20 protein-coding genes are annotated in these 18,085 nt (G+C 52.8%); 1 reads left to right on the forward strand and 19 read right to left on the reverse strand.

The genetic code is table 11. From position 1 onward, the window contains the following. Window positions 1–39 precede the first annotated feature (39 nt). The 19 genes from atpA to H511_RS0107480 form a co-directional block, all read right to left on the reverse strand. Window positions 40–1,581: a F0F1 ATP synthase subunit alpha gene (gene atpA / locus H511_RS0107400; RefSeq protein ID WP_027251732.1), complete on the reverse strand. Its 1,542-nt coding sequence runs from the start codon at window positions 1,579–1,581 to the stop codon at window positions 40–42. Between the two features lie 16 nt (window positions 1,582–1,597). Beyond that, entirely contained in the window at window positions 1,598–2,131 is a 534-nt protein-coding gene (gene atpH, locus H511_RS0107405; RefSeq protein ID WP_027251733.1) for a F0F1 ATP synthase subunit delta, read from the reverse strand. Between the two features lie 17 nt (window positions 2,132–2,148). Continuing rightward, the gene (atpF, locus tag H511_RS0107410) at window positions 2,149–2,619 is read right to left on the reverse strand and encodes a F0F1 ATP synthase subunit B (RefSeq protein WP_027251734.1); all 471 of its coding nucleotides are present in this window, start codon (window positions 2,617–2,619) and stop codon (window positions 2,149–2,151) included. Between the two features lie 49 nt (window positions 2,620–2,668). After that, window positions 2,669–2,926 (reverse strand): F0F1 ATP synthase subunit C, encoded by a 258-nt coding sequence (atpE, locus tag H511_RS0107415; protein WP_005302247.1) that lies wholly within the window; start codon window positions 2,924–2,926, stop codon window positions 2,669–2,671. Window positions 2,927–2,991: 65 nt separating this feature from the next. Next, entirely contained in the window at window positions 2,992–3,798 is an 807-nt protein-coding gene (gene atpB / locus H511_RS0107420) for a F0F1 ATP synthase subunit A (protein WP_027251735.1), read from the reverse strand. An 8-nt stretch (window positions 3,799–3,806) separates the two neighbouring features. Then, complete coding sequence (locus H511_RS0107425; RefSeq protein ID WP_027251736.1) at window positions 3,807–4,196, reverse strand: F0F1 ATP synthase subunit I; 390 nt, start codon at window positions 4,194–4,196, stop codon at window positions 3,807–3,809. Window positions 4,197–4,373: 177 nt separating this feature from the next. Further along, a complete protein-coding gene (locus H511_RS0107430; protein ID WP_027251737.1) occupies window positions 4,374–5,270 on the reverse strand; it encodes a ParB/RepB/Spo0J family partition protein in 897 nt (298 codons plus the stop codon). 12 nt (window positions 5,271–5,282) lie between these two features. Beyond that, window positions 5,283–6,077, reverse strand: a complete 795-nt coding sequence (locus H511_RS0107435) for a ParA family protein (protein ID WP_027251738.1) — start codon at window positions 6,075–6,077, stop codon at window positions 5,283–5,285. 17 nt (window positions 6,078–6,094) lie between these two features. Continuing rightward, complete coding sequence (rsmG, locus tag H511_RS0107440; protein ID WP_027251739.1) at window positions 6,095–6,718, reverse strand: 16S rRNA (guanine(527)-N(7))-methyltransferase RsmG; 624 nt, start codon at window positions 6,716–6,718, stop codon at window positions 6,095–6,097. Next, the gene (mnmG, locus tag H511_RS0107445) at window positions 6,715–8,619 is read right to left on the reverse strand and encodes a tRNA uridine-5-carboxymethylaminomethyl(34) synthesis enzyme MnmG (RefSeq protein WP_027251740.1); all 1,905 of its coding nucleotides are present in this window, start codon (window positions 8,617–8,619) and stop codon (window positions 6,715–6,717) included. Before mnmG ends, rsmG begins: the two co-directional genes overlap by 4 nt. A 431-nt stretch (window positions 8,620–9,050) precedes the next feature. Then, window positions 9,051–9,491 carry an FMN-binding protein MioC gene (gene mioC, locus H511_RS0107450; protein WP_027251741.1) on the reverse strand — a complete coding sequence of 147 codons (441 nt, stop codon included), beginning with the start codon at window positions 9,489–9,491 and terminating at the stop codon, window positions 9,051–9,053. 432 nt (window positions 9,492–9,923) lie between these two features. Then, window positions 9,924–11,291, reverse strand: coding sequence for a tRNA uridine-5-carboxymethylaminomethyl(34) synthesis GTPase MnmE (gene mnmE, locus H511_RS0107455; RefSeq protein ID WP_036759123.1), 1,368 nt, complete (start codon window positions 11,289–11,291; stop codon window positions 9,924–9,926). Between the two features lie 130 nt (window positions 11,292–11,421). Beyond that, entirely contained in the window at window positions 11,422–13,041 is a 1,620-nt protein-coding gene (gene yidC, locus H511_RS0107460) for a membrane protein insertase YidC (RefSeq protein WP_027251743.1), read from the reverse strand. Window positions 13,042–13,043: 2 nt separating this feature from the next. After that, window positions 13,044–13,301, reverse strand: coding sequence for a membrane protein insertion efficiency factor YidD (gene yidD, locus H511_RS24325; RefSeq protein WP_081669217.1), 258 nt, complete (start codon window positions 13,299–13,301; stop codon window positions 13,044–13,046). Then, a complete protein-coding gene (gene rnpA / locus H511_RS0107465; protein WP_027251744.1) occupies window positions 13,268–13,624 on the reverse strand; it encodes a ribonuclease P protein component in 357 nt (118 codons plus the stop codon). The genes yidD and rnpA overlap by 34 nt, the downstream gene beginning before the upstream one ends. 14 nt (window positions 13,625–13,638) lie before the next feature. Then, the gene (rpmH, locus tag H511_RS24330) at window positions 13,639–13,773 is read right to left on the reverse strand and encodes a 50S ribosomal protein L34 (RefSeq protein ID WP_081669218.1); all 135 of its coding nucleotides are present in this window, start codon (window positions 13,771–13,773) and stop codon (window positions 13,639–13,641) included. Between the two features lie 235 nt (window positions 13,774–14,008). Next, window positions 14,009–14,746 (reverse strand): amino acid ABC transporter ATP-binding protein, encoded by a 738-nt coding sequence (locus H511_RS0107470; protein WP_027251745.1) that lies wholly within the window; start codon window positions 14,744–14,746, stop codon window positions 14,009–14,011. Then, complete coding sequence (locus H511_RS0107475; protein WP_027251746.1) at window positions 14,743–15,414, reverse strand: amino acid ABC transporter permease; 672 nt, start codon at window positions 15,412–15,414, stop codon at window positions 14,743–14,745. Before H511_RS0107475 ends, H511_RS0107470 begins: the two co-directional genes overlap by 4 nt. Before the next feature lie 122 nt (window positions 15,415–15,536). Beyond that, window positions 15,537–16,292 (reverse strand): amino acid ABC transporter substrate-binding protein, encoded by a 756-nt coding sequence (locus H511_RS0107480; RefSeq protein WP_027251747.1) that lies wholly within the window; start codon window positions 16,290–16,292, stop codon window positions 15,537–15,539. A 410-nt stretch (window positions 16,293–16,702) separates the two neighbouring features. Here H511_RS0107480 and dnaA point away from each other — a divergent pair, with 410 nt between their 5' ends. Continuing rightward, a complete protein-coding gene (gene dnaA, locus H511_RS0107485) occupies window positions 16,703–18,085 on the forward strand; it encodes a chromosomal replication initiator protein DnaA (protein ID WP_027251748.1) in 1,383 nt (460 codons plus the stop codon).

Consider the following 18,085-nt stretch of genomic DNA (forward strand, 5'->3'; position numbering starts at 1 on the left):
CTCTCCTTGAGCTGGTGATCGCATGCGATCACCAACCAATTACCAAGTCTGGGTCGCTTTGAAATCTTCAACCAGTTTCACGAACTGGGCTTCAATTTCATTGTTCCACGCACCCGTTTCATCAATTTGAGCTACCAGCTCAGCAAATTGACTCTTGGCGTAAGACAGTAACGCAGCTTCGAAATCTGCCAGCTTAGTCAGCTCAACATCTTTCAGGTAACCTTTCTCAGCAGAGAAAATCACCAGCGCCTGCTCGAAGACAGACATTGGCGAGTACTGCTTCTGCTTCATCAGTTCAGTGACTTTCTGACCGTGGTCCAGCTGACGCTTGGTCGCGTCGTCCAGATCAGAGGAGAACTGAGCAAAGGCTGCCAGTTCACGGTACTGAGCCAGTGCAGTACGGATACCACCAGACAGTTTCTTGATGATCTTGGTCTGAGCAGCACCACCTACACGCGATACAGAGATACCTGGGTCAACCGCTGGACGAATACCAGAGTTGAACAGTTCTGTTTGCAGGAAGATCTGACCATCGGTGATCGAAATTACGTTAGTCGGTACGAACGCAGAAACGTCACCCGCCTGAGTTTCGATGATTGGCAGAGCAGTCAAAGAACCCGTCTTACCTTTCACTTCACCGTTAGTGAACTTTTCTACATACTCTTCGCTGACACGAGCAGCACGCTCCAGCAGACGGGAGTGGAGGTAGAAAACGTCACCAGGGAAGGCTTCACGGCCCGGTGGACGGCGCAGCAGCAGAGAGATCTGACGGTAAGCTACAGCCTGCTTGGACAGGTCATCGTATACGATCAGGGCATCTTCGCCGCGGTCACGGAAGTATTCACCCATGGCACAACCAGAGTATGGTGCCAGGTATTGCAGTGCAGCTGCTTCAGAAGCAGACGCCACTACAACGATAGTGTTCTTCAGTGCACCGTGCTCTTCCAGTTTACGTACCACGTTGGCGATAGTGGACGCTTTCTGGCCGATAGCGACATAGATAGAGTAAATACCAGAATTTTTCTGGTTGATGATGGCATCGATCGCCAGGGCAGTTTTACCAATCTGACGGTCACCGATGATCAGCTCACGCTGGCCACGGCCGATTGGAATCATTGAGTCAACCGCCTTGTAACCAGTCTGAACAGGCTGGTCAACAGATTTACGGTCGATTACACCCGGTGCGATCACTTCTACCGGAGAGAAAGTATCGGTCTCAATCGGACCTTTACCATCAATCGGCTCACCCAGAGTGTTAACCACACGACCCAGCAGGGCAGGGCCAACAGGCACTTCCAGGATACGACCGGTTGCGGTCACTTTCATGCCTTCCTGAAGGCTGGCATATGGACCCATGACAACAGCACCTACCGAGTCACGCTCAAGGTTCAGTGCCAGTGCGTACAGGCCGCCTGGAAGTTCAATCATTTCGCCTTGCATGACATCTGCAAGGCCGTGGATACGAATGATACCGTCGCTTACAGAAACGATGGTGCCTTCGTTACGCGCTTCACTGGCAACGTTGAAATTTTCAATCCGTTGCTTGATCAGTGCGCTAATTTCCGTGGAATTAAGTTGCATGCTCCAATTCCCCAAATCAAGACTGCAAAGTATCGTTCAGACGGGCAAGTTTGCCTCGTACTGACTGATCGATGACTAAGTCTCCGGCTCTAATTACAACCCCGGCAATCAGGGTCTCGTCTACACTGCAGTTCAGCTTAACCTTGCGCGCCAGACGCTGTTCCAGCTTACTGATGATTGCACTCATCTGACCTTCGTCCAGGGTGACCGCAGAGATCACACTGGCTTCGATGGTTTTTTCCAGTTCATCTTTCAAGAACAGGAACTGAGTACAGACTTCAGGAAGAATTTTCAGGCGTCCGTTTTCGGCCATGACCTTAATCAGGTTCTGGCCGGCGTCGTTGAGTTGCTCGCCGCACACTGACAGAAAGATTTCCGTCAGCTTGTCTGCCGCAAAACCACCATCCAGTACATCCAGAATGGTGTCGTTTTTAGCGACTTCCGAAGCAAAGGTGAGCATTTCTGACCACTGGGCCAGCTCACCTTTCTCAACCGCATAATCAAAGGCTGCTTTAGCGTAGGGGCGTGCGATAGTAGTCATTTCCGACATGGTGCTTGCCCCTTCTATTACAGTTCTGCAGTGACTTTGTTAAGAACATCAGCATGAGCGTCTTTATCGATAGTACGCCCAATGATTTTCTCAGCACCAATCACAGCCAGAGTTGCAACTTGTTTTCTTAGGTCATCGCGCGCGCGATTACGTTCTGCATCAATTTCAGCACGACCTTGAGTCAGAATTTTTTCACGCTCGGCCGTCGCTTCCGCTTTGGCCTCTTCGATGATTTGAGCTTTACGCTTGTTAGCTTGCTCAATCAGTTCAGTTGCAGTACGTTTTGCTTCTTTCAGTTGATCAGAAGCATTTGCCTGCGCCAGGTTGAGATCTTTGGCAGCGCGATCCGCTGCTGCCAAACCGTCAGCAATTTTTTTCTGACGCTCTTCAATCGCTTCCATAATTGGTGGCCATACATATTTCATGCAGAAGACCACAAACAGGAAAAACGCGATAGCCTGACCCAGTAATGTTGCATTCATATTCACAACGGCATCTCCTTAAACAGGGTAGCTATGGGTCCGTTACGTTCGTGGATTAACCAGCCAGCTGTCCAACGAATGGGTTAGCGAATGTGAATAGCAGAGCGATAACGATACCGATCATTGGAACCGCATCCAGCAGGCCTGCGATGATGAACATCTTAACTTGCAGCATAGGAGCCATTTCAGGTTGGCGAGCAGCGCCTTCAAGGAACTTACCACCCAGCAGGGCGAAACCAATCGCAGTACCCAGGGCAGCAAGACCTACAATGATGCCCACGGCAATTGCAGAAAAGCTTAGTAAAGTTTCCATCACTATCTCCAGTTTATTGTTGTCGGCCTAAATGCCAGTAAATAAAAAATAAAATTGTTTACGTATTAATGATTGTCTTCGTGAGCCTGAGACAGGTACACGATAGTCAGCATCATAAAGACGAAAGATTGAATCGTAATGACCAGGATGTGGAAAATTGCCCACGGAACCGAGCCCAGCCATTGTGCCCACCACGGCATCAGCGCCGCGATAAGAATAAACACCACCTCACCGGCGAACATGTTACCGAACAGACGCATGCCGAGAGAAATAGGCTTCGCCAGCAGCGAAACTACTTCCAGTAGCAGGTTGAACGGAATCATAACCGGGTGATTGAACGGGTGCAGTGCCAGTTCTTTGGCAAAACCGCCCAGGCCTTTGATCTTGATGCTGTAGTAGATCATCAATGCAAAGACACCCAGCGCCATTGCCATGGTGATGTTAACATCAGCTGACGGTACAACCTTCATGTAAGGAATACCAAGCCAATGCTCCGCCGGATACGGAATGAAGTCGATTGGAACCAGGTCCATGACGTTCATCAAGAAAATCCAGCAGAAAATCGTCAGAGCTAACGGAGCTATCAGCGCGTTGCGGCCATGAAAGGTTTCTTTAACGCTGTTGTCAACGAATTCCACCATTATTTCCACAAAACACTGTAGCTTACCCGGCACCCCTGAGGTTGCCTTCTTCGCTGCCAGACGGAACAATCCCAGAAAGATCGCACCCGTCAACACAGAAAAGAAAAGGCTGTCGATGTGTACCGCCCAGAAACTTCCCTCGGCCACCAGACCCAGCTTATCGGTTGATAAGTTTGTCAGGTGGTGAGTGATGTAACTGGAAGGTGTAAGCGCTTCACCTGGCGCAGCCATAACTCATCCTATTTGTTGTTGTTAATGAATAAAACCGGCGCACAGATATTAATACCCAGAGCCAGCAAATAGGTCAGCTTGAGGGGAACAAGTTCCACCTCGACATACAGGTAGACAAGGGAAAACAAGATGACTGTAATGAGGATTTTCAGCACTTCTCCGCCGTAAAATGACGCCATCACCAGACGGGCCTTCGTGGCCCCGCCGAAGAGAAAAGCGCACACAGAAAAAGCGGCGTTAGCTATCACAAAGATGCCGCCACCGATAAGTGCAGAGATTCCCCAGTCAACATTGACAGCAAACACTGCCATGATTGCCGTTGTCAAAACGACGCCAGATTGTAGTAACAACAACCGCTTCGCCAATTGGCGTCCCGGCCTGACTAGCGTCGAAACCATGTATTCATTCCTCGAGTCCGTTCCACTACACATACGTCGTGCTGGGAAAACTGCGAAAATTATACGGTTCATTAGATTGAATGCAATCTAATCACAATAAAAAAACAGTTAGAATTTATAACACATTATCCCGATCACGCAGTGGTCATTTTTACGGCAAAAATAGTAAGAATCCGGTCACACTTCTGAACTTAACATTGCCAAAAGTTGCTGTAACTTCTGGGGCTCGTCAAAATTTATGATTATTTTACCTTTACCGCTTTTGCTTTGGTTAATCGCCACCTGAGTGCCAAATTGCTCACTCAGACGATTTTCCATCGCTTCAACCTTGGGATCGACAGAGACAGGGGCGACCTCAGGGGCAGGGGTGAGCAGTTTTTTCACTAAACGCTCGGTATCCCTTACCGTCAGAGATTTCGCCACGACGGTGTGAGCCGCTTCCAGTTGCTGTTCAGCAACCAGTGACAGCAATGCACGGGCGTGACCCATTTCCAGCTGCCGCTGGGCCAGCAACCGCTTAACCTGTGGCTCCAGCTGATTTAAACGCAGCAGGTTAGACACAGCAGCACGGGATTTGCCGACCGCTTCGGCAATTTGCTGATGGGTGAGGGAGAATTCATTCTGCAATCGCTCCAGCGCCTGAGCTTCCTCAATGGCATTGAGATCTTCGCGCTGGATGTTTTCAATCAGGGCAATCGCGACGGTGGCACGATCATCCACGTCTTTGACCAGACAGGGAACCTTAGACAGGCCGGCCTGACGCGACGCCCGCCAGCGACGTTCGCCGGCGATGATTTCATACTGTTGCGGGGCCAGTTGGCGAACCACGATAGGCTGGATCACCCCCTGAGCACGGATAGAATCAGTCAGTTCCGCCAGCGCTTCTGCTGACATATCCTGACGTGGCTGATACTGACCCGGTTGCAGCTGACTGACCGGCAGTTCGCGCAGCGCGCCTTCGGCCGGTACCGTTTCTTCCTTGCTGACAGCCTCTGAGGCCTGTTGTCTCTCACGGGCCACCGAACTGGTGGCCAGCAGTGCATCAAGGCCTTTTCCCAGGCCTCGTTTATTCATGGTCATGCTTGCTTACGCCTCTACCTGAGCAGGTTCCCGCGCGGTTTCCTCACGACGAATCATCTCTCCGGCCAGCGCCAGGTACGCCTTGGCACCGCTGGAGGTCTTATCGTAGTACATGGCCGGGCAGCCATGACTCGGGGCTTCGGCCAGACGCACATTGCGTGGGATCACGGTGCGGTACACCTTATCACCAAAATGCTTTTTCAGTTGCTGGGACACTTCATTCGCCAGCCTGTTGCGCGGATCATACATGGTGCGGAGCAAGCCTTCTATCTTGAGATCGGCATTGACCACGGCGGCCAGCTTGCTGATGGTGTCCATCAGGGCCGTCAGGCCTTCCAGGGCGAAATATTCGCACTGCATAGGCACCAGGACAGAATCCGCCGCTGTCATCGCATTGATGGTCAGCAGGTTGAGGGAAGGGGGACAGTCGATAAAAATAAAATCGTACTTATCCCGTACCGGTTCCAGTGCGGTACGTAACCGCACTTCGCGGGCAAACACTTCCATCAGTTTGATTTCGGCAGCAGTCACATCACCGTTGGCGGCTACCAGATGGTACCCGCCGGCATTCTCGGTGATCACGACTTCTGAAAACGGGGTTTCTTCGACCAGAAGCTCATAGGCCGTGGCATCAACCTGATACTTGTCGACACCGCTGGCCATGGTGGCATTCCCTTGCGGGTCGAGATCAATCACCAGCACTTTACGCTGGGTGGCGGCCAGTGACGCAGCTAAATTGACACAGGTTGTGGTTTTACCCACCCCACCTTTTTGGTTGGCAACAGCTATGACTTTTCCCACGAAACACCCTCGTTAATTCATTCCTTTGCCGTCAAGAGTACTAAATGACGCGCCCCCTCCAAGTCGGGGACATGCAAAGATTTGACCTCACTCACAGAACACCAGCTCGGCAGTTCTGTCAGTTCCTCTTCAGTAACCTGGCCTTTGAGCGCCATAAACTGACCTTGCGCAGCAGGCAGATGACGGCACCAGTTAACCATATCAGACATGGACGCAAATGCCCGGCTTAGTACAGCATCAAACCCCTGTTCTGGGATAAAGGCCTCGACCCGGCTTTGCACAGGTGTGACATTGTCAATCTTCAGTTCATGGATAACCTGACGGATAAAACGTATCCGCTTACCCAGACTGTCGAGCAGGGTAAAGTGCTTCTCGGGCAGCATGATGGCCAGCGGAATGCCCGGCAGGCCGGGGCCGGTACCGACATCAATGAACCGCGTTCCCTGCGACAGGTAAGGGCTGACGGCCAGGCTGTCCATGATGTGCTTGACCAGCATCTCATGAGGATCCCGTACTGACGTCAGATTATACGCTTTGTTCCACTTGTGCAGCAGGCTAACATAGCCCACCAGTTGCTCAAGTTGCTGTTCTGTGACCTTGAGTTCAGTTTTTGCAATCAGCTGTGCCAGACGCTCTTTCACGCAGCCACCTCCGAGTCGCCTTTTTTCAGCAGGCCGTGTTTTTTCAGGTACACCAGCAGCAGTGAAATGGCAGCCGGGGTTATGCCTGAGATACGCGATGCCATGCCGATAGTCGCCGGTTTTGCGTCGTTCAGCTTGGCAATCACTTCATTAGACAGGCCTTTCACTTGCTTGTAATCCAGATCCGCCGGCAGTTTGCTCTGCTCATGACGCAGGGATTTTTCCACCTCTTCTCTTTGGCGGTCGATATAGCCCTGGTATTTAACCTGGATTTCGACCTGCTCGCTGGCTTCGGCATCGGCGCTGGCCGGGCCAAACGGAGCCAGAGCCGTCAGTTGCTCGTAGGTCACTTCCGGGCGGCGCAGCAGATCCTCACCACTGGCTTCACGGGTCAGCGGGGTTTTCAGAATCGCATTGATCGTCGCCGCGTGCTCGGAACCCGGGTGGATCCAGATGTCTTTCAGGCGCTGGCGCTCCTGCTCGATGGCGTTCATTTTTTCATTGAAACGTGACCAGCGTTGGTCATCCACCAGACCAAACTGGCGACCCAGCTCAGTCAGACGAATATCGGCGTTGTCTTCACGCAGCAACAGACGGTACTCGGCGCGCGAGGTGAACATGCGGTACGGTTCTTTGGTACCCATGGTCGACAAATCGTCAATCAGTACGCCCAGGTAAGCCTGATCGCGGCGCGGGCTCCAGCCTTCTTTGTCCTGTGACTGCAAAGCGGCATTCATCCCCGCCAGCAGCCCCTGGGCAGCGGCTTCTTCGTAACCTGTGGTGCCGTTGATCTGGCCGGCAAAGAACAGGCCACTGATAAATTTGGTTTCCAGCGTGGGTTTCAAATCACGCGGATCGAAGAAATCGTATTCAATGGCGTAGCCCGGACGAATAATGCTGGCATTTTCAAAGCCTTTCATTGAACGGACAATTTGCATCTGGACATCAAACGGCAGGCTGGTGGAGATACCGTTCGGATACAGCTCGTGCGTTGTCAGACCTTCCGGCTCAATGAAAATCTGGTGACTGTTCTTGTCGGCAAAGCGCATCACCTTGTCTTCGATAGACGGGCAATACCGCGGACCAATACCTTCAATCACCCCGGAATACATCGGGCTGCGATCCAGGTTATTGCGGATCACATCATGGGTTTTTTCATTGGTATGGGTAATAAAACACGGGATCTGGCGCGGATGATCCGAGCGTTGACCCAGAAAAGAAAACACCGGGGTCGGGTTATCACCATGCTGGGCTTCCAGCTGGCTAAAATCTACCGTGCGGGCATCGATGCGTGGCGGGGTACCGGTTTTCAGACGATCGACACGGAAAGGCAAGGCACGCAAACGATCCGCCAGGGCGATCGACGGAGGATCGCCGGCACGGCCGCCGCTGTAATTTTCCAGTCCGATGTGGATCTTGCCGCCCAGGAAGGTGCCAACGGTTAATACCACGCTACGGGCACGGAATTTCAAACCCATTTCGGTCACCACGCCCACAGCACGATCTTGCTCGACGATCAGATCGTTAACTGCCTGCTGGAACAGCATCAGATTTGGCTGGTTTTCCAACGCTTCACGAACCGCGGCTTTGTAAAGTGCCCGGTCTGCCTGAGCACGGGTTGCACGTACGGCCGGGCCTTTTGATGAATTCAGGGTACGGAACTGAATTCCGCCTTTATCAATGGCTTGCGCCATGATACCACCCAAAGCATCCACTTCTTTTACCAGGTGGCCTTTGCCGATCCCGCCAATCGCCGGGTTACAGGACATCTGGCCCAGGGTATCGATATTATGGGTCAGCAACAGGGTTTTCTCACCCATGCGTGCTGCTGCCAATGCGGCTTCCGTTCCGGCATGACCGCCACCAACTACGATGACATCAAAATTTTCCTGGTAAAACATGAAATTACCTCAGGTGATCAATTAGCCATTCAATTTGCTTGAAGCAAAGGGGGGATATTCTACCTCGTTTCCAGCCAAGAAAGAATCACTCTTGGCGATCAATTGATCAGGTGGCGAGATCCTAAATATATATAAGATCTTTTTAAGAAGATCTCTTATTGGATCTACTATTAGGATCGACCGATCGTGTGGATAAGTGGCTTTTGATCCTAATGATCATGGTGTTAGGGAGGATCACTTCTTGTTAGGTGTGTGGGATCTTCATAAGGACTACCTGGGATCTAAATGGCACTTTATCCACAAGGGGCAAATGATGATCAAGTTGTTCATTGGATAACAAGTGGTTGATCACCGCTTAGATCTATAGTTATGCACAGAAGAAAAATAAAAAACTGGCGTAATTGGGAGTAATTTTCGCCAGTCGGGAAGGTTTAAAGGAGGTTTTTCCAGCCGTCCAGCCAGATTTCAGCCGGGTCTTCCGGTACAGGATCCTGAGAAACATCGATGTCGAGCCGTTCACCAAGACGCTGGGCACCCAAATCGGCCAGCAGTTGATCCAGCTCTTTACCGGCCTGGCAGAAAGTGTCGTAACTGCTGTCGCCAATGGCCACCACACCGTATTGCAGCGCACTGAGGTCGGGCTGCTGATCCTTCAGCTGGTTGATAAAAGGCTGAATATTATCGGGGAATTCGCCTGCACCATGGGTTGAGCAAATCAGCAGCCAGATATGGTCTGCATTCAGCTCCTCCAGGGCGGCCTGGTTGAGGGTTTCGGTGTCGTGACCGGCGTTAGTGAGCAGCTCGGCCAGATGATCGGCAACATATTCCGCACCGCCGAGAGTGCTGCCTGTGATTAGGGTAATGGTCGCCATAGGGGCCTCTTTATATAGACAAAGGTCAGAATGGCTGAATTGTACTCTGAGTTGGCGATAAGAAAACCCCTGGAAAAATGTGCCTGTTGTCCGCCTTTTCGCGCCGCTGAGCTGTGACAGGGGCTGTGTACAGTCAGGCATCCGGCTGGGTGGGAAGGGGACCCGGCGACGGGCAATACCGGCATACACACGACATTGTTATTTATTTCAGTCTATTAGCTCAGTTACCAACAGCTAATCCCAAGGATCCTCTGTGCTTGATCGTCCTCAAAATGGCAGTTATCAACGGCTTTTGATCGCTGCCGACCCCCAGGATCTTGTACCCGCAGCGCTGGCCACGGTGGCTAAACAGGATCACCGTGCTGATCATTGCTGTGAGGTGAAAAAAAGCCCCGCCAGTCTGGCAGGGCTGTGCGGTTGGCGCAGTCGGCTTTATTTGCCGATACAGAAGGAGGTAAAGATGCGGCCCAGCAGGTCATCGGAGGTAAATTCGCCGGTGATTTCGCTCAGGTGCTGTTGCGCCAGGCGCAGTTCTTCGGCCAGGATTTCGCCGGCCATGTAGCCTTCCAGCTGCGATTTTCCTGTCTCCAGGTGCATGGCGGCACGCTCCAGGGCATCCAGATGGCGGCGGCGCGCCATGAAGCCCCCTTCAGTGGTGCCGGCAAAGCCCATGCAGGCTTTGAGGTGATCGCGCAGGTCGTCGACCCCTTCGCCGGTCCGGGCCGACAGCCGGATCAGGGTCGGCTGGTTGATATGGCAGATGCCGGTCGGTTCACCGGTCAGCTCCGCTTTGTTGCGGATCACGGTCAGGCCCATGGAGTCCGGCAGCCGTTCAATGAAATCCGGCCAGATCTCTGCCGGATCGGTGGCGTCTGTGGTGGTGGCATCAACCATAAACAGCACCCGGTCTGCCTGGCGGATTTCTTCCCAGGCCCGTTCAATCCCGATACGTTCGACTTCGTCGCTGGCGTCGCGCAGGCCGGCGGTATCTATGATGTGCAGCGGCATACCGTCGATGTGGATGTGCTCGCGCAGCACGTCACGGGTGGTGCCGGCAATGTCGGTGACTATGGCGCTGTCTTTGCCGGACAGGGCATTGAGCAGGCTGGATTTACCGGCATTCGGGCGGCCGGCAATCACCACTTTCATCCCTTCGCGCATGATGGCGCCCTGATTGGCTTCACGGCGCACCGCATTGAGTTCTGCCATCACAGTATCCAGATCGGCGCTGACTTTGCCGTCACTGAGAAAGTCAATTTCTTCTTCCGGGAAATCAATCGCAGCTTCAACGTAAATGCGCAGATGGATCAGGGCTTCCACCAGCGCATTGACGCGCTGGGAAAAGGCGCCCTGCAGCGACTGGAAGGCACTCTTGGCGGCTTCTTCACTGCTGGCATCAATCAGATCGGCAATGGCCTCGGCCTGCGCCAGATCCAGCTTGTCGTTCATGAAGGCCCGCTCGGAAAACTCGCCCGGACGGGCAGGGCGTACCCCTTCAATCTGCAGTATGCGTTTGATCAGCATGTCCATCAGCACCGGACCACCGTGACCCTGCAATTCCAGCACATCTTCACCGGTGAATGAATTCGGGTTCGGGAAATACAGGGCGATGCCCTGATCGAGTGCTGTGCCGTCTGCGGCCCGAAAGGGCAGGTATTCGGCGTAACGTGGTTTGAGGCAGCGTCCGGTTACGGCTTCGGCCACCAGGCCGGCCAGCGGACCGGATACGCGGATAATGCCGACTCCGCCACGGCCCGGAGGGGTGGCCTGAGCGACGATAGTGTCGGTTGTCTGAGTCATCATGATAGCTTTCGTCTTTGAGCGTGGGCGCTATTGTAATCAGTGTTGATCAGGATAGCCAACTCTGCGAGCGGGCAACAAAAAGGCGGCCATACAGGCCGCCTTGTCATCTTTCATCTCAGAAGCAGGCTTACGCTTTTTTGCTGTGCAGGCCTTTCTTCTCCAGTTGTTTGAAGATGATGTACTGCTGAATCAGGGTGACGATATTCGACACCAGCCAGTAGAGTACCAGACCTGCCGGGAAGAACAGGAAGAAACCGGTGAACAGCACAGGCATGAAGGTCATGATCTTCTGCTGCATAGGATCGGTTACTGTGGTCGGGCTCATCTTCTGGATCAGGAACATAGTGACACCCATCAGGATAGGCAGCACGTAGTACGGGTCCTGCGCTGACAGATCATGAATCCAGCCGAAGAAAGGAGCATGACGCAGTTCCACTGATTCCATCAGTGCCCAGTACAGGGCGATGAAGATTGGCATCTGCAGGATTAACGGCAGGCAGCCACCCAGCGGGTTCACTTTCTCTTTCTTGTACATCTCCATCATTTCCTGGCTCATGCGCTGGCGGTCGTCGCCGAAGCGCTCACGCATCGCCTGCAGTTTTGGCTGCAGCATGCGCATTTTGGCCATGGAGGTGTATTGGGCTTTAGTCAGCGGGAACATCACACCACGGACGATAAACGTCAGGATGATGATGGCGATACCCCAGTTAGCCACGAAATCATGGATAATCGACAGCAGTTTGTGCAGCGGGCTGGCGATGAACCATAACCAGCCGTAATCAGCGGTCAGGTTCAGGTTTGTGGCGGTTGCTTCCAGCTTGTCCTGCAGCTTAGGACCGGACCACAAGGTGGCCGTCAGTGTCTGCTCGGTACCCGGTGCCACTGTGGTACTTGGCAGGCGGACACCAATGTAACCCTGGCCCTGGCTGGTACGGGAGAACAGATTGCTGGTGTCATCGGTGCGCGGGATCCACGCCGAGACAAAGTAATGCTGCATCATCGCTGCCCAGCCCTGCTTCATGCTCAGGTTGAGGTTTTTATCGACCATGTCGTCAAAGCTGTACTTTTTGTATTTCTCGTCGTCAGCCGAGTAAGCACCACCGCGGTAAGTCGGCATGGTCAGGCTGCCGCCGTCATCGAGAAGGGTTTGTTTCAGCTGGGCGTACATCTGCACTGTGGCAGGCGCGTCAGACTGGTTGTTGATGGTGTAGGAGACGTCCACCGCGTAGCTGTCACGCGTCAGGGTGAAGGTTTTGGTGTACTCGATACCGTCTTTGCTGTAAGTCAGCGGGACAACCAGTTCGTCCTGACCATCGGCCAGTACAAAGTCAGTGCCTGCTGCCGTCAGTTGCGCGCGGCCGGCGGTCGAGTCGATACCGTTGGCACCGATCAGACCCGACTGGGCAATGTACTGGTGCGCCGGTTCGTTTTTCAGCAGCACGAAGGGATCGCTGGAATCCAGTTCGTTGTCGTAGGCCAGCAGTCTGGCTTCAACTATGTCACCACCCAGAGTATCAACAGTCAGATCCAGCACATCGGTGCGGATGTGGATCAGCTTGTCGGAACTGCTAGGCCCTGGGATCGTCTGACTCTCGCCACTGTGTGACGGGACATCGCCCTGGGTCGTCGCGCTTTGCGCAGCTGTCTGGTTCTGAGGTTGCGTGCTGGTGTCGGTATTCCACTGCTGAAACAGCAGGAAAGACACGAACAGCAGGGCAATTAACAGAATATTGCGTTGGGAATCCATCGTTAATGTTCTCTGTCGTTATCCTGGGTTGGCGGAACGGGGTCGTAGCCACCGTTGTTCAAAGGGTGACATCTTAATAGACGTTTCGCCGTGAACCAACAACCTTTTATTGCCCCATGAGTTTTTAGTGCTTCAATCGCATACTGGGAGCAGGTCGGGGTGAAACGACAACGCGGCCCGATCAGCGGGCTGATTGCCAGTTGGTAAAAGCGGACTAGTCCTACGACTAGCCACGCGAGGGGCGAGACAGGCGATGCCATAGCTTATCAAGCAACTTACACAGATCGGCGTTGCTCATTTCACTGGCACTTTTTTTAGCAATCACCACAAAGTCTTTAGCAGGCAGATCATGTTGCTTGAGACGGAAGCGTTCCCGTGCCAGGCGTTTAAACCGATTGCGGCCTACCGCGGTTTTGATTTGTTTTTTAGGGACTGCCAGACCGAGCCGTGGATGGTTCAGGTCGTTGTTGCGGGCCAGAATGGTGAAGTGAGGAGAGCCAGCACTGTGAGCTTGCTGGAAGACATGTTTATAATCTTCGGGAGTTAACAGACGTAACTCCCGAGAAAAAGCGTACTTAGTCAAAATAATCGCAATGATTACTTAGACAGACGCTTGCGGCCTTTGGCGCGACGTGCATTGATTACAGCGCGACCGTTCTTAGTTGCCATGCGTGCACGGAAGCCGTGAGTACGCTTGCGCTTTAGAACTGAAGGTTGAAAAGTGCGTTTCATGGTTTTACCTTAAAATTACTGATCAGTTTTAAGTTTTTGTGTTAACCGGTTGCCCGAAGACCCCTGGAAGGGCTTCAAAAAAACCCATTACGTTCACAAAGAGGCGGAATTGTAATCACTGACCCGCTCGGAGTCAATCTTTACCCCCTGCCTGTGGGTCGGTTTTTATCCTGTTTTTGTCAGGATGCACCCGGGCGCTGAATTATACGTTTTGTTGGGCGGAGTGCAAGGATCCTTACTGGATCCCGACCTGGCGCAGGAACTTTTTCAGCCGCGGATCCTGTGCATGGTTGAAGATCGCCTGCGGCGATCCCTGTTCGACAAACTCGCCGTCGGCCATAAAGATCACCCGATCGGCCACTTCCCGGGCAAACTGCATTTCATGGGTCACCACCAGCATGGTCTGGTTACGTGTCGCCAGCATTTTCATCAGGTTAAGCACTTCGCCCACCCATTCCGGGTCCAGCGCGGAGGTCGGCTCGTCAAATAACAGCAGCTCGGCTTCCAGCGCCATGGCCCGGCCGATACCGACCCGTTGCTGCTGGCCGCCGGACAGGGCTGCCGGGTAGCTGTCACCTTTGTCGCCCAGCCCAATGTCATCGAGAATTTGCTGGGCTTTGTTGTTGGCGGCCTGCTTGTCCCAGCCTTTGACCGTGATCAGCCCTTCGGCGATGTTCTGGCGTGCCGTCATATGGGCGAACAGGGCATAATTCTGAAACACGAAGCCGGTTTTGCGCCGAATGGCCAGTATGTCTTTTTTGGTTGCCACCGGGGCTTCAACATGGATACCGTCTATGGTCATATGGCCAGTGTTGGCGTGTTCGAGAAAATTGATACAGCGCAGCAGGGTGGATTTCCCGGTGCCGGACGGGCCGATGATCACCACGATTTCACCCTGACTGATCGACAGATCAATTCCCGAGAAAATAGTGTTGTCGCCGAAGCGTTTACTTAAATTATGCAGCTCAATCATCGTACGTATGCCCGGTTAAGTTTCACTTCTGCCCAGTTTTGCACCCGGGTCAGCACCACCACGATTCCCCAGTAAATCAGGGCGACGGCCAGGAAAGCTTCGAAGAATTTGAAGCTGGAGGAGGCTTCCATCTGTGCCTTGGCCATGATCTCGGCGACCCCTAAGGTAAATGCCAGTGAGGTGGATTTGATCATGTCAATAAAGTAGTTCATCAGTGACGGCAGGGCGACCCGGGTCGCCTGCGGCAGTATGATGCGGCGCATGGCCTGCATTTCTGTCATCCCGATAGACAGGCTGGCTTCGCGCTGGCTGTGGTCGACACCGATAATGGCAGCACGGATACTTTCCGCCATGTAGGCGGCAAAGTGCAGGCTGAGCCCTATTACGGCCGCACTGAAGGCATCCAGGCCGACCAGCGGCGGAAAGATTTGCGGCAAGCCGTAATAGAGCAAAAACAGTTGTACCAGCAAAGGTGTGCCGCGAAAGAAGCTGATATATACCTGACTGAGCTGATCCAGTACGGGTAACCGATAGACCCGGACCAAGGCCAGGGTAACGGAGATCACCAGCGCAAAAACCAGTCCCCATACCGCCATGCCCATGGTTGTGCCCAGGTATTTGAGCAAAATAGGCATGAGCGACAGCATGTATTCAAAATCGAAGCCCATATGGATGCGTGTTCCGTGGAGTATTGATAACGAAAGTGACAAGACCCACCTAAAGGTGAGTCTTGATATTACGTATTAGTATAAGGAAGGTGACCTGAAATGGCAGGATTAATTACTGTCAATTAGCGGGTAATGTCAGTACCGAACCATTTTTGTGAGATTTCGGTCAGTGTGCCGTCTTCACGCATGGCGTTCAGCGCTTGGTTGACCTGATCACGCAGTTGCTGGCCTTTTTCGTTATTCTGGAAAGGCCATGCATTTTCGATACGCTCAAAAGTCGGTCCCGCCAGCTGCAGCGGCAAGCCTGCTTTATTGATCAGTTCAACAGAAGACAAACGGTCCATCACGAAGGCGTCAGTCCGGCCCAGCGCGACATCGTGTTCAATACCTGTGTCATAGGTTTTGATTGTGATCTCGTCGGCATTATCCAGACCACGCAGCAGCTGCTCGTAGTTAGAGCCCAGGTTCACGCCCACGGTTTTGCCGTTCAGATCGTCTGTGCCCTTGATGCTTTCGTTACCTTTGCGGACCACCAGTTGTGCGCCGTCAATCACATAAGGGTCGCTGAATACGTATTTGGCTTTACGCTCATCGGTAATAGTGATCTGGTTGGAAATGGTGTCGATACGGCCGGTTTCCAGCAAGCCAAACAGACCGGAGAAGTTGGCAGTGACATATTCCACGTTGTAATCGTTGCGTTTACCGATTTCGTTCCACAGATCGACTTCAAAACCCTGCAGCTGATCTTGTTTCACGAAAGTGAACGGGAAGTAGCGGCCAGACATGCCGACTTTAACGTCAGTAGCAGCAATAGCTGCCTGGCTGATGCTCAGACCAAGTGTCAGTGCGGTTAATGAAGCTTTAACCCAGTTTTTCATCTGTCTGCTCCTGAGATGATGTTGTTTTTGTAGGGTGATCCTATCATCCTACTTGTCAGTAAGAACAATGCTTAAATAACCAAAAGTTATTTGTAATAACTATAGGGGCTATTACTCGCACCGCGGCAAACTTTGTGCCGGTAAAAGCGGCTGCCGCTTATATAAGGTATAAAATCATAGCGTTTTGGCCGGCAATCTGCTGTTTTTATCCTCAAGATCCTGTTGATTGTGCAAATAACTGTGGGTAAGGCTAGGCTAAACTGTGCTGATCTGGCTCTTGGTTGTGGGATCTGTGTGAATAACTTAGATCTTATTCACCGGATCTGGGATCTCTTTGCTGGAGATCCTCAGCCAGCAGGTATAAAATTGCGTCCCTTTTCGTATTTTCGTTATTCAATGTGGAGTCGAACTTGTCATCTTCGCTTTGGCTGCAGTGCCTTCAACGCCTTCAGGAAGAACTCCCTGCCACGGAATTCAGCATGTGGGTTCGTCCGCTACAGGCCGAGTTAAACGACAACACCTTGACCTTGTTCGCCCCGAACCGCTTTGTGTTGGACTGGGTACGGGATAAGTACCTCAATAGTATCAACCGCCTGTTAAATGAATTCTGCGGTGCCGATACCCCAATGCTGCGTTTTGAAGTGGGCAGCAAACCTGTGACTGTGCCGCCGCCTCAGCCCGCTGCTGTGGTGAGCGGGGATAAAATCGATCCGCCGTCACCGACCTGGGAACCCGCACCGTCGCCGGTGCAGCCGGAATCGCAAAAGGGTTACCGCTCCAACGTTAACCCGAAACATAACTTCAACAATTTTGTTGAAGGTAAATCGAACCAGCTCGGGCTGGCCGCCTGCCGCCAGGTGGCGGATAACCCGGGAGCGGCGTACAACCCGCTGTTTCTTTATGGTGGCACCGGCCTGGGTAAAACCCACTTGCTGCATGCTGTGGGTAACGCCATTGCCGATCGCAAACCGAACGCCAAAGTGGTCTACATGCACTCTGAGCGTTTTGTTCAGGACATGGTCAAAGCCCTGCAGAACAATGCGATTGAAGAATTTAAACGCTACTACCGCAGCGTCGATGCGCTGCTGATCGATGATATTCAGTTCTTTGCCAATAAAGAGCGTTCGCAGGAAGAGTTTTTCCACACCTTCAATGCCCTGCTGGAAGGAAACCAACAGATCATCCTGACCTCAGATCGCTACCCGCGTGAAATCAGCGGGGTGGAAGATCGCCTGAAATCCCGCTTTGGCTGGGGGCTGACAGTGGCGATTGAACCGCCGGAGCTGGAAACCCGGGTGGCTATCCTGATGAAAAAGGCCGAAGACCACCATATTCGTCTGGCCGACGAAGTGGCCTTCTTTATTGCCAAGCGCCTGCGCTCGAACGTGCGTGAGCTGGAAGGGGCGCTGAACCGGGTGATTGCCAACGCCAACTTTACCGGCCGTGCCATCACGATAGATTTTGTCCGTGAAGCGCTGCGTGACTTGCTGGCGCTGCAGGAAAAGCTGGTTACTATTGATAACATTCAAAAAACAGTGGCCGAGTACTATAAAATCAAGATGGCTGATATGCTCTCCAAGCGCCGTTCCCGTTCGGTGGCCCGCCCCCGTCAGATGGCGATGGCGCTGGCCAAAGAGCTGACCAACCACAGCTTGCCGGAAATCGGTGATGCCTTTGGCGGCCGCGACCATACCACTGTGCTCCACGCCTGTCGTAAAATCGAACAGCTGCGTGAAGAAAGCCATGATATTAAAGAAGATTACTCTAACCTGATCAGGACATTGTCGTCGTAA

Origin of the sequence: Photobacterium halotolerans DSM 18316 (genome assembly GCF_000425165.1) — a bacterium.
Lineage (GTDB): Bacteria > Pseudomonadota > Gammaproteobacteria > Enterobacterales > Vibrionaceae > Photobacterium > Photobacterium halotolerans.

Excerpts from the sequence above, each read along its gene's own strand:
- H511_RS0107430 (WP_027251737.1), bottom strand. The coding sequence starts at position 5,270 with ATGAATAAACGAGGCCTGGGAAAAGGCCTTGATGCACTGCTGGCCACC.
- mnmG (WP_027251740.1), bottom strand. The coding sequence starts at position 8,619 with ATGTTTTACCAGGAAAATTTTGATGTCATCGTAGTTGGTGGCGGTCAT.
- H511_RS0107480 (WP_027251747.1), bottom strand. The coding sequence starts at position 16,292 with ATGAAAAACTGGGTTAAAGCTTCATTAACCGCACTGACACTTGGTCTG.
- atpH (WP_027251733.1), bottom strand. The coding sequence starts at position 2,131 with ATGTCGGAAATGACTACTATCGCACGCCCCTACGCTAAAGCAGCCTTT.
- yidD (WP_081669217.1), bottom strand. The coding sequence starts at position 13,301 with ATGGCATCGCCTGTCTCGCCCCTCGCGTGGCTAGTCGTAGGACTAGTC.
- H511_RS0107475 (WP_027251746.1), bottom strand. The coding sequence starts at position 15,414 with ATGGGCTTCGATTTTGAATACATGCTGTCGCTCATGCCTATTTTGCTC.
- atpB (WP_027251735.1), bottom strand. The coding sequence starts at position 3,798 with ATGGCTGCGCCAGGTGAAGCGCTTACACCTTCCAGTTACATCACTCAC.
- atpA (WP_027251732.1), bottom strand. The coding sequence starts at position 1,581 with ATGCAACTTAATTCCACGGAAATTAGCGCACTGATCAAGCAACGGATT.
- rpmH (WP_081669218.1), bottom strand. The coding sequence starts at position 13,773 with ATGAAACGCACTTTTCAACCTTCAGTTCTAAAGCGCAAGCGTACTCAC.
- H511_RS0107425 (WP_027251736.1), bottom strand. The coding sequence starts at position 4,196 with ATGGTTTCGACGCTAGTCAGGCCGGGACGCCAATTGGCGAAGCGGTTG.
- atpE (WP_005302247.1), bottom strand. The coding sequence starts at position 2,926 with ATGGAAACTTTACTAAGCTTTTCTGCAATTGCCGTGGGCATCATTGTA.
- mioC (WP_027251741.1), bottom strand. The coding sequence starts at position 9,491 with ATGGCGACCATTACCCTAATCACAGGCAGCACTCTCGGCGGTGCGGAA.
- mnmE (WP_036759123.1), bottom strand. The coding sequence starts at position 11,291 with ATGACTCAGACAACCGACACTATCGTCGCTCAGGCCACCCCTCCGGGC.
- H511_RS0107470 (WP_027251745.1), bottom strand. The coding sequence starts at position 14,746 with ATGATTGAGCTGCATAATTTAAGTAAACGCTTCGGCGACAACACTATT.
- yidC (WP_027251743.1), bottom strand. The coding sequence starts at position 13,041 with ATGGATTCCCAACGCAATATTCTGTTAATTGCCCTGCTGTTCGTGTCT.